12 protein-coding genes and 2 pseudogenes are annotated in these 13,674 nt (G+C 61.5%); 6 read left to right on the top strand and 8 right to left on the bottom strand.

Annotated features, from left to right (window positions below; translation table 11 throughout):
* Positions 1 to 43: 43 nt before the first annotated feature.
* Positions 44 to 1,060 (bottom strand): methyltransferase domain-containing protein, encoded by a 1,017-nt coding sequence (locus NKJ23_RS19485; RefSeq protein ID WP_352495663.1) that lies wholly within the window; start codon positions 1,058 to 1,060, stop codon positions 44 to 46.
* 56 nt (positions 1,061 to 1,116) lie between these two features.
* On the opposite strand from NKJ23_RS19485, the gene NKJ23_RS19480 reads away from it, so the two are divergent.
* Positions 1,117 to 1,707, top strand: coding sequence for a TetR/AcrR family transcriptional regulator (locus tag NKJ23_RS19480; protein ID WP_023722494.1), 591 nt, complete (start codon positions 1,117 to 1,119; stop codon positions 1,705 to 1,707).
* A 152-nt stretch (positions 1,708 to 1,859) separates the two neighbouring features.
* On the opposite strand, the gene NKJ23_RS19475 is transcribed toward NKJ23_RS19480, so the two are convergent.
* From NKJ23_RS19475 to NKJ23_RS19445, 7 genes are all read right to left on the bottom strand, one after another.
* Positions 1,860 to 3,305 (bottom strand): hypothetical protein, encoded by a 1,446-nt coding sequence (locus NKJ23_RS19475; protein WP_352495664.1) that lies wholly within the window; start codon positions 3,303 to 3,305, stop codon positions 1,860 to 1,862.
* 537 nt (positions 3,306 to 3,842) lie between these two features.
* A complete protein-coding gene (locus tag NKJ23_RS19470; RefSeq protein WP_352495717.1) occupies positions 3,843 to 4,592 on the bottom strand; it encodes an amino acid ABC transporter ATP-binding protein in 750 nt (249 codons plus the stop codon).
* A 44-nt stretch (positions 4,593 to 4,636) separates the two neighbouring features.
* Positions 4,637 to 5,053, bottom strand: coding sequence for an ABC transporter permease subunit (locus NKJ23_RS19465; protein WP_352495665.1), 417 nt, complete (start codon positions 5,051 to 5,053; stop codon positions 4,637 to 4,639).
* Positions 4,984 to 5,727 (bottom strand): ABC transporter permease family protein, encoded by a 744-nt coding sequence (locus tag NKJ23_RS19460; RefSeq protein WP_352495666.1) that lies wholly within the window; start codon positions 5,725 to 5,727, stop codon positions 4,984 to 4,986. The genes NKJ23_RS19465 and NKJ23_RS19460 overlap by 70 nt, the downstream gene beginning before the upstream one ends.
* 3 nt (positions 5,728 to 5,730) lie before the next feature.
* On the bottom strand, positions 5,731 to 6,846 hold the full coding sequence (locus NKJ23_RS19455) for an ABC transporter permease subunit (protein WP_023680947.1): 1,116 nt from the start codon (positions 6,844 to 6,846) through the stop codon (positions 5,731 to 5,733).
* Positions 6,847 to 6,916: 70 nt separating this feature from the next.
* Entirely contained in the window at positions 6,917 to 7,951 is a 1,035-nt protein-coding gene (locus tag NKJ23_RS19450) for a transporter substrate-binding domain-containing protein (RefSeq protein WP_023680948.1), read from the bottom strand.
* Positions 7,952 to 7,980: 29 nt separating this feature from the next.
* Positions 7,981 to 9,195: a trans-sulfuration enzyme family protein gene (locus NKJ23_RS19445; protein ID WP_352495668.1), complete on the bottom strand. Its 1,215-nt coding sequence runs from the start codon at positions 9,193 to 9,195 to the stop codon at positions 7,981 to 7,983.
* 79 nt (positions 9,196 to 9,274) lie between these two features.
* Between NKJ23_RS19445 and NKJ23_RS19440 the strand changes: the two genes are divergently transcribed.
* The 5 genes and pseudogenes from NKJ23_RS19440 to NKJ23_RS19420 all read left to right on the top strand — a co-directional run.
* Entirely contained in the window at positions 9,275 to 9,604 is a 330-nt protein-coding gene (locus tag NKJ23_RS19440; RefSeq protein WP_352495669.1) for a LysR family transcriptional regulator, read from the top strand.
* Entirely contained in the window at positions 9,589 to 10,170 is a 582-nt protein-coding gene (locus NKJ23_RS19435; protein ID WP_352495670.1) for a LysR substrate-binding domain-containing protein, read from the top strand. Before NKJ23_RS19440 ends, NKJ23_RS19435 begins: the two co-directional genes overlap by 16 nt.
* 362 nt (positions 10,171 to 10,532) lie before the next feature.
* A pseudogene (locus NKJ23_RS19430) lies at positions 10,533 to 11,246 on the top strand (IS6 family transposase).
* A 1,280-nt stretch (positions 11,247 to 12,526) separates the two neighbouring features.
* The gene (locus tag NKJ23_RS19425; RefSeq protein ID WP_023680946.1) at positions 12,527 to 12,793 is read left to right on the top strand and encodes a hypothetical protein; all 267 of its coding nucleotides are present in this window, start codon (positions 12,527 to 12,529) and stop codon (positions 12,791 to 12,793) included.
* 349 nt (positions 12,794 to 13,142) lie between these two features.
* Positions 13,143 to 13,570, top strand: a pseudogene (locus NKJ23_RS19420) (UbiA family prenyltransferase); the annotation flags it as partial.
* Positions 13,571 to 13,674 lie beyond the last annotated feature (104 nt).

Here is a 13,674-nt window from a genome sequence, read left to right as displayed (position 1 = left end):
CAACAAGCCGTAGCGAGACGCGATGTCGTAATAGCAAGCGGCCTCAACGCTGGCGGCGGCCTCTGCTCCACCGATGCAGGCCACCGAGCAATCCGATCTTGAAGATTACGAAAAGGGCCACGAGTGCAATCACTGTGTAAGAGATCGGATTTGAGGCGTCGCTTAGACCGCGCCACGATAGCCACCAGGGCGCGCCTGCGTGCATGGCGATCAGCGCGACGATGCCTAGCACTAGGCCTATGGTGTGCAGGTGGCTCATGGCTGCAGGCCGTGCCGGGCCTGAGGGTTCTTCCGTGCCGAGAGCGACAAACCTATCGCGAATACGGGCGACGTCGGCGGCCGCCGTGGCTAGCACGAACTGCAGGTTCTTCGTGCCAACCGCGCCGCTAGCGACGATGTTGAGACCCGAGTCCCGGAATTCCGTTATGATGTCGTCGACTGTGCTGACGCCGTGATGGCGGAAGCGATCGATGAAGCCTCCATCCTGTGGCGCTTGCACGAAGTCGACGGCGAGTACGCGACCGGATGGCTTCAGGACTCTGTGTATCTCATGAGCCATCTGATTACGTCCATCGGCAGAAAGATGATGGAGCATCAGCGTCGTCGTTACGACATCGAATTCGGCATCCCGGAACGGCAATGCCTGGGCGGCGGCCTTTTCAAAGGTGACCTTCAGACCGACTCTTCGAGCCTTCGCACCCGCCCTGGTGATCATTTCCGGTGACGCATCGATCCCGTGCACGGTGCCCGTCGGCCCGACCTGCTGCTTGGCAAGTATAGCGAGCGTTCCCGTCCCGCACCCTATATCGAGGACGGACTCTCCAGGTTCGAGCTGCGTCAACCGGAGGATCTTTTCGCGAAAGGCGCGTTCGCGGCCTAAGGTGAACAGCCAAGTCATCAGATCGTAGCGTGCTGCCCAATGTATGACGCGGCCGGGCGCGCCGGCTCCGCTGTTGTTATGCCCATGTTTTCTCATCAGAGACTCCTTGGCCACTCTCGCCGGTTTATGGACATCATGTTCGGAAACTGACATGGTATCCGGGAACGCGTCAACGACCATTCGCGGCAGAATGTCCGGTACCGCACGGTCCTCTGCCATCTGAACGGAAAAAGCTCATGGGAACGGAAAAGACGATAGACCGCCGTGTCGCCCGGACCCGGTCGACTCTTCACCATGCGCTGATCACTTTGATCCTGAGAAAGGGATATGAAGCAATTACCGTCGAGGACATCTGCAATGAGGCGAACATCGGCCGATCGACCTTTTACGCGCACTTCACCAGCAAGGACGACCTCAAGCGCAGCGGCCTGGACGATCATCTGCGCGCCATGCTGGTCGAACGCCAGCGGCATGCGCTTGCAGCGCCAGGCGAGCTGAAAGATCGCAGCTTGGGGTTCGTGCTCGGTATGTTCGAGCACGCGCGTGAACATATAGATCTCTACCGAGCTCTGGCCGGGGGCCGCGGTGGGACTATTGTGCTCGGCAGCATCCGCGAGATTCTATGCGATCTCGTGCGCGCGGAGCTTGCCGCAAACAAGGACAGGAAGCTCCCCGATGTCGTGCCGAACGAACTGATCGTCCAGTTCGTCGTGGGTGCCTTTCTGTCGGTGCTGATCTGGTGGCTCGACGGCGGCGCCAAATTGCCGCCGCAACAAGTCGACCAGATCTTCCGGCGTCTGGCCACCGAGGGCGTCCCGTCGGCTTAGATATCAGGCCGACGAACTGTGTAGCAGTCAGTTGCACTTGCCGGCGTTGCCAATTCACCAACCACCGGCTTTGTTCGACGCATGTCCTTGAGGTCGCGATACACCGCCGTGAGGTCTGTCGACCAACGCCTCCGATACGTGGCTTGCGGCCGTCAGACGGCCGTCGGCGTGGACAGCAGCCACAGCCCGAAAACCGTATATCCGACCATAAAAACGGTCAGCGGAAATTGGCTGAGCGCCGCGCGGCTGCGCGCCGGATGCAAACGGAACGCCAGCCCATGCGCGACCAGAACGGCAAGTATATGGCCGCCGATGATCGCCGCCGCCTGAAAGTTCCAGATGATCCACGCTGCATCGGAGCCCATGATCACTCCCGCCCCGACATTCATGTGCGCCGTGCCGAATAGGTTCCATCCCCGATCAAACGGATCCGAAATAGCGACGAGCGCATTCTGGCCGTTCACCAGGAGGGCCGTCAGATAGTGGGAAAAATGATAGGCGAGCGCGATCGGGACGATCGACCAGACAAGGAGCCCGACCGCTTTTCCGAAAGAGATGCTCCCGGCCAACCGCTCACCGACAAACACTGCGGCGAAGAACACGGCGACAAGTGCGATAAACATCAGCACAAGACCGGCGCTGTTGATTCCGACTAATGCCGAGCGCCCCGGAAATTCGAGCGGATTGACCCCATTCGCGCCCAGCCAAGAGAAGGTCTTCGACAGACCGTCGAAGGACACCGAGCTCAACGTCAGCAACAGAAAGAGCATACCGCTCGCCGGTAAGGCTTGCGCGCTCCACAATTTCGCTCCAGGCCAGCAGAGTGAGAGGGCGCGCCCCCCGCTTGGGTGGTCCGGCGTCGTTTCGACGATGGCGAAGCGTGACACCATGCGGAAGAACGCGGACAGAAACTCGCCGCGCCGGCTCCAGCCTTCGTAGCCGAAGATGATCATGCAGACGAAGGTCGAGAGCCAGTAGGCCATGAGAGCGAACGCAAGCCGCGCCGGATCTTCGGGCGCCCGATAGATCAGCTCGAACCAGGCGAAGCTTGCAAACAAAATCAACGCCGGCCAGTAAGCCAGTCCTTGTGGCATTGTGCGATCGCGGAATGCCGGGAAGACGCTGGAGAAAATGCGCCACGGCCCGTACCACGGGTTTGTCCACGACCAAACATTGCCGAATACGCCCTGAAGCAATGTCAGTCCGACCCAGACCAGCGTCCACACCGTTAGCGGAAGTGGATTCGACAGCGGATCTCGGCTGCCGAGAATTCCCGCCGCCACGAGTATGGCGAGAACCGCGAAGGCGAGCGTGCTGATCCAAATGCGCGCGGCGTCGCCGAATTGACCAATTGGCAGGCGGGATGCCGAAATGCGTTCGAGCAGCCTGGGCGGCAGGACAGCCAGAACCAGAAAACTCGCGGCTACGGCCACCGCCCCGCCCACGACATAATATCCGGTCGGCAGGAGCATGACATAGCCGCGCTCGGAAGCATGGGCAAAGGCTGGGGTTGTGAAATGCGGCACGAGGGCAGCAGCTGATAATGCGATGCCCAACGCTCTCGTAGAGATGCTTTTATGTTCGCTGTCCGCCGCCATCCATCCGTCTTGCCACATGGCATTTGCGAAGGAAAGCGGACTACCGCTCGCGCAAGTGGAGGTGCCAAAGTGGGTGCCCGACTGGTGCTAGCCCCCAAAGCCCGCTTGGTGAACAGGCCATATGATGCAGCTACGACTTCGAGTCGAGAGTTGCGTTGTGGACGACGTTCTCGTCCTCTGCCGTCTGCTGCAATACGTGGCAGCTGTGCCTGCGCCGGCCGGCGGCGCATTATCGTCGAAACAGGACCGGAGCGCCCACCGCCAGGATCGTCGACGTGCAGAAGTTGTGGGCCGAACATCTACCAATGGCCGGAACCCGCGGCGCTGTCGATCCTGTTTCGCGAACGCCTGGTGTATTCCTTCGAGAGTCGGCCGCGCTTGTTCGACATTATCTCGCGCAGCATCGAAGGCGTCGCCGGCCTGATCCTGGGCCGGCGTCGCGGTCTGGCAGGTCGCTGCGCGCTGACCAGGCCCCGGATGGATTTCTGATTTGCGTCTGCCCATCCGGCCGGCGCATGGGCTGGCGGGAGAGGTTCGCTAGTTCAGGATCTGGGCCAGAAACAGTTTGCTGCGCTGGTGACGCGGATGCGAGAAGAATTTGGAGGGCGTGTTCATCTCGACGATCTCGCCCTGGTCCATGAAGACGACGCGGTCGGCGACCTGGCGGGCAAATCCCATCTCGTGCGTGACGCACAGCATCGTCATGCCATCGTCGGCCAGCGCGACCATGGTGTCGAGCACTTCCTTGACCATTTCAGGATCGAGGGCGGAGGTCGGTTCGTCAAAGAGCATGATCTTCGGGCTCATACAGAGCGCACGGGCGATGGCGACGCGCTGCTGCTGGCCGCCGGACAACTGGCCGGGATATTTATGCGCCTGGTCCGGGATCTTCACCCGCTCCAGATAGTGCATGGCGGTCTGCTCGGCTTGCCCGCGCCGCATCCTGCGCACCCAGATCGGCGCCAGTGTCAGGTTTTCCAGAATGGTCAAATGCGGGAACAGGTTGAAGTGCTGGAACACCATGCCGATGTCACTGCGGATTACGTCGATCTGCTTCAAATCGTTGCTGAGTTCGACGCCTTCGACGACGATCTGCCCCTGCTGATGCTCCTCCAGCCGGTTGATGCAGCGGATCATCGTCGACTTGCCCGAGCCGGACGGACCGCAGATCACCAGCTTCTCGCCGCGATGGACGGTCAGGTTGATATTCTTCAGCACATGGAAGTTTCCGTACCACTTATTCATGCCGGTCATTTGGATAGCGGGCGGAGCGCTGGGATCGGGCATGGACGGAACGCGCGTTGGGGCGGACGATAACATCATGGCATTTCCTAGTGAGCGGTCGGGCCGCGCCGCTCCAGGAAGTCGGCGAAGCGGGCGAATGAGAAGGAGAGCGCGAAGAAGATCGCGCCGATGAACAGGAAGGTCTCGGCCGCCGGCGACGGCCAGTCCGGGTCTGCCAGCGTCGCCTTACCGGAGCTGATCAGGTCGAACAGGCCGACCACCAGGACCAGGCTGGTGTTCTTGATCATGACGATGATGGTGTTGGCCAGCGCCGGGATCGCCACCTGGATCGCCTGCGGCAGGATGACGAGATATTGCGTGCGCCAGAAGGGCAGGCCGAGCGCCGCCGCGGCCTCGTATTGGCCATTCGGGATGGCCTGCAGGCCGCCGCGGATCACCTCGGCGAGATAGGCCGCGGCGAAGATGGTGAGGGCGACCAGCGCACGCACGAACTTGTCGGGCAACAAGGCTTCGGCAGGAACAGCGGCATCATGATCGATGCCACGAACAGGATGGACAAGAGCGGCAGTCCGCGCACCGATTCTATCAGGACCACGGCGCCGATGCGTATCGCGGGCATGGTCGAGCGCCTGGCCAGCGCCAGGAGGATGCCGACAGGGAAGGCGACGCCGATGGCGACGACGGTGAGGATGAGCGTCACCGGCAGGCCGCCCCAGGACGAGGTCGGAACCTCGGCTAGGCCGAAACCGCCGGCCATCAGCCAGAAGATCAACACGAGCGCCGCCATCCAGAGCGCTGCCAGCCGCGGCGCCCAGCTGGCGGGCCGCACCGACCAGGCAAGCAGCGCCAGGATGAGCAGGCAGACGATGGCGGGGCGCCAGCGTTCGTCGAGCGGATATATGCCGAACAGCAACTGCCCGGACTTGGCGTAGATGAAGCTCCAGCAGGCTCCGGTGGCCACCCGGCAGGCGCTTGGATTGGGATCGAACAGCACGGCGTCGATTACCAGCCAGCGCAGCATAGGCGGTACCGTGGCGACGAGCAGAACGCCGAACAACAGCGTCAGGGCGGCATTGAGCGGCGTGCCGAACAGGAGCTTGGCGGACCGCCGCAAGGCGCCGAAGCGGATCTGTCCTGGCATTGGCTCGGCCGGAAGGGAAAGAGACACGGCCTTCATGGTTCAGCGCTCCACGATGGCGATGCGACGGTTGTACCAATTGGCCGCGCTCGACAGGCTCAGGTTGAGGGCGAGATAGACGCCGAGGATGATGAAGACGCCCTCGATCGAATGGCTGGACTTGCTGATGATGGTGTTCATCACCGCAAGGAAGTCCGGATAGCCGACCGCGATCGCCAGCGTCGAATTCTTGACGACGTTGATGTATTGGCTGTTGAGCGGCGGGACGATCACCCGCAGCATCTGCGGGATGATGATCAGACGCAATATTTTGCCGCGTGGCAGGCCGAGCGAATGACCTGCATCCCACTGACCGCGGCCGACCGAAAGCACGCCGCCACGCACGATCTCGGCGACGAAGCCGGTGGTGTAGATGGTCAGCCCGATGAGGATGGTGCTGAGTTCGGGCGTCAGGTCCTTGCCGCCTTTGAAGTTCGACCCAGTGAAGGTCGGCCAGTCGACGGAGAACTTCGCATCGGCAAGCCAGAGCCCGGCAATGCCAACCGTAAGGATCGCCGGCGCGGTCAGCGGTGAGAGCCATCCTCTTCTCGCCGCCGCCCAGCCAGCGGCCGCCAGTGCCAGGGCGAGAGCAATGACGAGCAATCCCGCGGTGGCCACGTCCATGCTGACGGCCGGCACCACAAAGCCGCGCATTGAGGCGTAAACGCCTGGCAGCGGATTGAGCGCTTCGCCGACCGGCGGCAGCACCTTCCACCACAGCGAATAGAGAAAGATCAGAAGCACGATCGGCGGTGAGTTGCGTGCAACCTCCACCCATACGCGGCAGGTGCCCGCCGCCAGGGGATTGCTGCTCAGCCGGGTGATGCCGACGACGAGGCCGAGCGCGGATGAAAAGACGATGACGACCGCGGAGATGAAGACCGTATTGGCGAGCCCGGTCGCGATCGCCCAGTAATAGGGGTCCCGCGACTTGTAAGTGAGGATTGCTTCCGAGATGACGATCCTTGACGGCATCGTCAGGAAATCGAAGCCGATCGGGATGCCGCGTGCCCTGAGATTGGCGAAAGTCGTGCTGACGAGCAGGGCAGCGAAAGCGGCAACCGCGGCGGCCAGGGCACACTGGATGATGATCGATCTGGTCTTGGCATCGCTCAGCATGTTGACCTCGAGGGTTCGCGGCGTTGGCAGGGAAGGGGAGCGCCGGGCCCGTTCCCCTCCATCATGCGGCTCAATCCCAGGGGAAAGGATAGTTGAGGCCCCCGTCCTTCCACAACGCGTTCAGACCGCGTTCGACCTTTAGCGGGCTGTCCTTGCCGAGATTGCGGTCCCAGATCTCGGCGTAGTTGCCCATTTGCTTGATGACGTTGTAGGCCCACTTGTCGTCCAATCCGAGCGGCTTGCCGAAGCCGGGTTCCTCACCGAGCACCCGTTTGACTTCCGGACTGCCCGACACAAGCTTTTCATCGATGTTCTGCGAGGTGATGCCGTTGGCCTCGGCCCAGAACAGGGCATTCAATGTCCAGCGCACGACGTCGAAGAGTTGATCGTCGCCGCGGGCGACCGCGACGCCATTGGGTTCGGCGGCTTTGCCGACCTTGATGATGTCGTAGTCGTCGGGGTTCTTGGCCACCGAAGCACGCTGTCCGGCTGCCGCAGTGCCGTCGGTGACGTATGAATCGCAGCGGCCGCCGAAGAAGGCGTCGCGCGCCTGAATGGTCGAGTCGTAATAGACTTTCTCCATCGCGATCCCGAACTCTTCCTCGGTTTCCTCGATCGCTTTCTCGGTCAGGCTGCCACCGCCTTGCAGGCAAACGGTCTTTCCATCGAGCAGTTTGGGCTCGGTAATATTGTCGGCCTTGCGCACGAGCATGCCGTCCGTGTCGTAGAGATTGATCCAGACGAAGCGGACAACCGTATCGCGACTGTAGGTGATGGTGGATGTGCGCGACAGAACGTCGATCTCTCCGGTCTGCAGCGCAGGAAAACGCTGGCCTGCGTTAAGCGGCACGTAACGGATCTTCTCCTTGTCGCCGAGGATGGCGACCGCGAAAGTGCGGCAAATATCGGAATCGAAGCCGCGATAATACCCCTTCTCGTCGGGCCGGGAGAGACCGGGCACGCCCTGGCTGGCGCCGCAGCTGACATAGCCGCGTTCCTTGATCTTGTTGATAACCGCCTGCGCGCTGGCGTCCACGGCGCCCGAAGTCAGGCTGGCCAATCCTATCGCCAGACCCGTGAGCCATTTCAGAACTTGATGTTTCATAGTCATTCCCCTTCTCGTTGAGGTTCTAATCATTCGGCGGCCTTGGCGTCGGCTGCTGCGGTTCCGTTGCGCCGGGCTTTAGCAAAGAGTTCGAAGGCCTGGGAAAGGTCGGCCAGAAGATCTTCGAGCGCCTCAAGGCCGATCGACAGGCGCCAGACCGGGCCGGGCTTCAGCCAATCGAGGCTGGCGCGCCCTTTGCGCGGATCGCTGACGGCAATCAGCGAATGCACGCCGCCCCAGCTTGCGCCGAGCCTGAACAGCCGCAGGCTGCGCAGGACATCGGATTGCAGTGGCGCCAGTTCCGGCCGCAGCACGAAGGAGAACACGCCCGCCGATCCGGCAAAGTCACGCTTCCAGACCGCGTGGCCAGGATGACCAGGCTCCGCGGGATGCAAGATCTGTGCGACTTCCGGGCGTTCCGATAGCCAGGCAATGATCTTCCGCGCGGTGGCGTCGGCATGACCCATGCGCACCGGCATGGTCATCAGGCCACGCTCGCACAGCGCGCAATCTTCCGGCGAGACGCCATAGCCCAGAAAGCGCGCTGTATCCTTCAGGCGCCGGAACAGGGCGTGGTCATGCACTGCGACCGAGCCCATCAGGAGGTCGCCATGGCCGCCGGCGTGTTTGGAAAGCGCCTGCATCGAGATGTCGACGCCATGAGCGAGCGGCTTAAACAGCAGATGAGAGGCCCAGGTGTTGTCGGCCGCGACGAGCGCGCCGGCCTTGTGGGCCGCGGCCGTGATGGCGGGCACATCCTGGACTTCGAAGGTGGCCGAGCCAGGCGATTCTACCCAGACCAGCCGCGTTCTGCCGTCGATCACGGCCGCGATGCTCGCGTCCAGCCGTGGATCGTAGGAAACCGCCTCGATCCCGAGGGGGCCGAGAAAACGCTCGGCCATGTCGCGCGCCGGGCCATAGAGCGTCTCCGGGATCAGAACCCTTTCGCCGCCACGGCAGACAGCCATGGTCGCCAGCGTCATGGCCGCCATGCCCGACGGGACGACGAGGGCCCGCAATCCGCTTTCCAGCACGGCGATATGATCCTCGAGCTGCCGGCTGGTCGGTGTGCCGTAAAGTCCGTAGCTGAACCCGTCGTACAGACGCTCGACGCGACGCTCGAACGACTCCAGATCGTCAAAGACAACGGTCGAGGCTCGCTCGACCGGCATCGCCACCGCCTGGAACGGTTCCTCGGAGCGCTTGGGAGGGTGGACATGTGAAGTGTCGTCGCGTCGGTTCATGGGGGCAGCTTAGCCGGCTCACCCATTGCCATCCATGACCGCAGCGATAAAGTTAATTTGCTTTTGATATGGATGGACTATGAACCTGCGCGACATCGATGTCTTCAACGCGATCATGATCACACGCGGCGCCGGCGCGGCGGCCGCGCTGCTGGATACCTCGCAGCCGGCCATCAGCCGTTCGCTAGCCAAGCTAGAAGCCGAACTCGGCTTCAGGCTTTTCGACCGCATTCGTGGCAGGCTGGTGCCGACACGCGAAGGGGAGTTGTTTCATGCCGAGGTGAAAGCCAACCTGGTCGGGCTCGACCGGCTCAAGCTGCGCGCGGCACAGATCAAGGAGGTCGGCACCGGTACCATCCGTGTCGCTAGCCTGTCGGCGCTCGGCATGGGCTGGTGCCGCGCGCCATAGTAGCGTTCTCGCGCCGGCATCCGCAGGTGCGCATCAGCTATCAGGTCCGCACCTCCAACATCGTGCGCGACCTGGTGGCGTCTGGCAGTTTCGATATCGGGCTCGCGGCCGACGAGGTCGACACCAGCGGCGTGCTGCACAGCATCTTCACCACGCCGCGCGCCGTTTGCGTCATGCCGAAGAACCACCGGTTGGCGCGGAAGCAGATGATCACGCCGGCCGATCTCGCCGACGAGGCTTTCCTGGCATTGTCGCCGGAAGATACGGCTCGGCTCGCGATGGACAAGATCCTGGCCGCGCATGGGGTACGGCCGCGCATCCTGATCGAAACGCCCTACGGCCTGACCATCGCTATCCTTGCAGCGAAGGGCATGGGGATTGGCTTGGTCAATCCCTCCGTCATTGCGGACCGCATGATCGGCGGCATTTTGGCCAGGCCATTCGAGCCGGCCGTCAATTTCCGCGCGCTACTCCTGCGCCCGCCGGACGGCATCAATTCGACCTTGATCACCGACTTCATTGCCGAACTCTATGCCGCCCGCAATATGCTATCGAGCGAGGCATAGGCAATGTGGCTCGCCGCCTAAACATAGACGCGACCGGTCTTGCCTCAGTAAGGCGCGGACGTCCATGGCCTCACGCAGCCTCGCACGGCGCAAATTCGTATTCGCCCTTTAGCCGGCTTCCTCGTTTGCAAGAAACCGGACGATCTCGGCGAACGCGGAGCTATCCTGCCAGAGAAATAGATGGCCACCTTCGAACATGCGCAAGGTCGCCCTCGGGAGTCTTCCCAACATGCATTCCTGAGATGACGGTAGAGCGATCCCGTCGTACCACCCGCCACATATTAGAACTGGGGACTCGATTTGGTCCAGGCGCTCCCAGGGGCGTTGTCACGGTAACCGCGTGTCAGGGATCGCTGCGATAGATGCTGGGGACGAACACTTCGCAGATCAGCTATAAACGGCATCGGTTCCCACCCGAGATCATCGCCCACGCGGTGTGGCTGTATTATCGATTTCCGCTGAGCCTGCGTCGTGTCGAAGAAATGCTGCTGGAGCGCGGCATTGTCGTTTCCTACGAGACGATCCGTCGGTGGGGAAAGAAGTTCGGGCTGGACCACGCCCGGCGCCTGCGCCGCAAGCAGCCCAGTCGAAATGATATCTGGCACCTCGACGAAGTCGCCATCATGATCGCCGGCAAGAAGCATTGGTTATGGCGGGCCGTCAACCAGGACGGCTATGTGCTCGACGAGATCGGCTAGACCCGGCGCAACACTAAGGCCGCCAAGCGCGTGCTGACACGGCTGTTGAAGAAGCAGGGCCAGGTGCCGAAGCGCATGATCACCGACAAGCTCGGCTCCTATGGAGCAGCGCGGCGTCTAGTCATGACGGACATCGAGCACCGGTCGCACAAGGGCTTGAACAACAGAGCGGAGAATTCGCACGTGCCACTGCGAAAACGAGAGCGGATGATGCAAGCTTTTCGATCACCGGGGAGCCTCCAGCGTTTCGTCTCGACGTTCTCTGCAGTCCGCAATCTCTTCGTCCCGCCCCGTTCAAAACGCTCCGCCTTTCAGATCCATCTTCACCGCTTGAATGCCATGGCGCAATGGAAAGCTGCTGCCGGCGTGATCGCCTGAAATCATTCCCAAAAGTCACAACGACAGCCCATCTCCGTTTATGTGACATCACCTCTTGGGGTTGATGATGCTCCCGCGGGTCGAATAGAGGTCGCCAAAGAGGTAGCGGCGCCGTCTTTCCCGGCACAAACCAGCTCCTGCGCTCGTCGTTCCACCTCGCTCGCGGAAACGCCCCCGAAATCGCTCGACGGTCATTCGGTCATAAGGAAAGTTCGCCAAGGCACCGGGCGTGTCTTGTTTCTGAGGCGTAGAATGATGCTTGGATTCCTCCACGGTCGTGCCGTCAGGTGTTGGATCCGCAGAGCAACGTCCCGCCGGCCTAATGGTTCACACGCGAGCCAGAACTCTGGGCGCGCTGGGATTGGGCAGGCTAGTACTCCGTAATCATTCGGCGCGGCGGAGCGCAATTAGGAGTCTCGCGAGTGCACCGTGGACTTGCGAAGCCCGTGAGCAAATCGCCGATGGCGGTAACGAATCCGGAAACTCGTCCCGGCTGCGTTGTTCAGCGCTGGCGCCTGATTCCTGGCCGAGGAACGCTTGCCGCGCCAACCCTGCAACCTAGATCACCTCGTGCTGCGCGACTTTATAGGCAGCACAGATTGCGCGAGCCATGGCCGAAAGATTTAAGGCAGAGATCTTGAAAACTTCCGCAGCTGAAATGGTACACGCTTACATTGCTAGACGGCACGCCTCCGTTCCGGCAAAGCTGCGAATCGCGGGGCCAATGGCAATCCGCAGGTCGGCGGGTTCGGGCAACGCTCATTGAAAAATGGGCCGCCGACTTTCCTTTTGGCTGTAAGCTCGCTTCATGGCGCTTGGACACGCTAGACTAACTCTAGCAATCAACTGTAGCGGCCACCTGAACGAGTAAGTAGCGCCATTACCGGACCCTCACCGCCGCTCTCAACAGCGGACCTTCGCTCTACGGCCGGAGTCGACCCGAAGACGACCTTGGCCCGCCGGGTCATGAATGGCAGCCCTACTCCCGCAACTGCCCTTTCCGACCCCCGCGCTGGATCCCGATATCTGCCACGCGGGCCCTTGCAGTTGTTGTCCGGCTGTTTGCGCATGTCACATGTCAATAGCCACAGCCGCGTGACCGCGATCCTGGTTCATTGAGGTCGAACCGTCCGGAAGAAACGCCCTCTCCGAATCGTTCTTCCGCGTCCTTAACGAAATAATTGACAGTCCAACCAAAACGGCGCTCCGTGGTTCGACGGGGATGGATCTTGGCACTCTTGGTTGATGCTGGCCTTCGCCGTCACGATAGGGAGGATGCAATGCCGACAGTCATTGGCCACCATAACATCACAAAAGGAGCGAAGCACTGGCTCGACTCGCCGAAGCGCAAAGAGCTTTTTGGTCCGCTCGGCGTGACCAACATACGAACATTTGTAGATCCACAAAATCCGACCCGGGTGGCCGTTCTTATGGACGTTCCGGACATGGACGCCATGATGAAAGCTATGCAGAGCAAGGAAGCCGCGGATGCGATGGCCTTCGATGGAGTGGTGCCAGAGTCCTTGGTGATCCTGGTCGAATCGTAAAGGTGATTGCTCCGCTGGCCAAGGTTAGAAGGGTTTGCTCAGCGATTGCCGTGCGGTTCCGGTCATTCTGGAAAGCGCCCATTATTGGCGTAGAGCCCGCTGGGCACTGGCTTCAAGAGCCGGTCCTGCGCGTGAGCGCCGCCGTTGGTCTCGGTCGTGCCAAGATCAGCCGCTACAGCTTGCGCAACCTAATGCCGGCTCAGGTCCGCAAAGCAACTGTTCCGCGCGTTCACGCTGGACTTCCGCTTGCCACCCCGAGGCTGCCATTGCGCGCATACGCAACGCTGCGAATTTGGCACTTCAACCGAACAGGAAAATGCCTTTCTCTGCGCGGGATTAAGATTACTTAATGGCGACTTTGAGCCGACCGGACCTGAGTGATATTCATAGAGGTGACTGGGTGGATCGCCGGCTGCCGCGTGCATGGCGGCCCTACACGCGGCTCGCGCGGCTGGATCGGCCAGTGGGCATATGGCTGACGTTGTTCCCTGTTGGGCCGCATTGATCCAAGCGGCACATGGTATCCCCGCCGTTCAGCAATTGGCGCTATTCACCCTTGGCGCGTTTCTGATGAGAAGCGCCGGGTCCACGATCAATGACATTGCCGATCGCAGGTTCGACGGCCACGTTGAGCGGACCCGCTTTCGCCCTCTGGCAAGCGGCCAGATCGGCATGGTCCCAGCAATCGCCTTTCTGGCAATTCCGCTTGCGCTTGCGGCGTCGCTCCTGCTGTTCCTGACGCCCTACACGCGCCTGATCGCCACTTGCGTATTGCCGAAGGGCTGGCGGTTTCTAGTTATCGCGTCCGGGAGCCCAGGATCCCGAGTCACGCTATGTGAGGAAAAACATTCCTCTTTTAGGGTGAAATAGGCGAAAAATTG

The sequence above is a fragment of the Mesorhizobium sp. M0184 genome, from assembly GCF_040322215.1.
Classification (GTDB): Bacteria; Pseudomonadota; Alphaproteobacteria; order Rhizobiales; family Rhizobiaceae; genus Mesorhizobium.
Note: the sequence above shows the minus strand (reverse complement) of the source record. Positions and strands in the feature narration are given on the sequence as shown.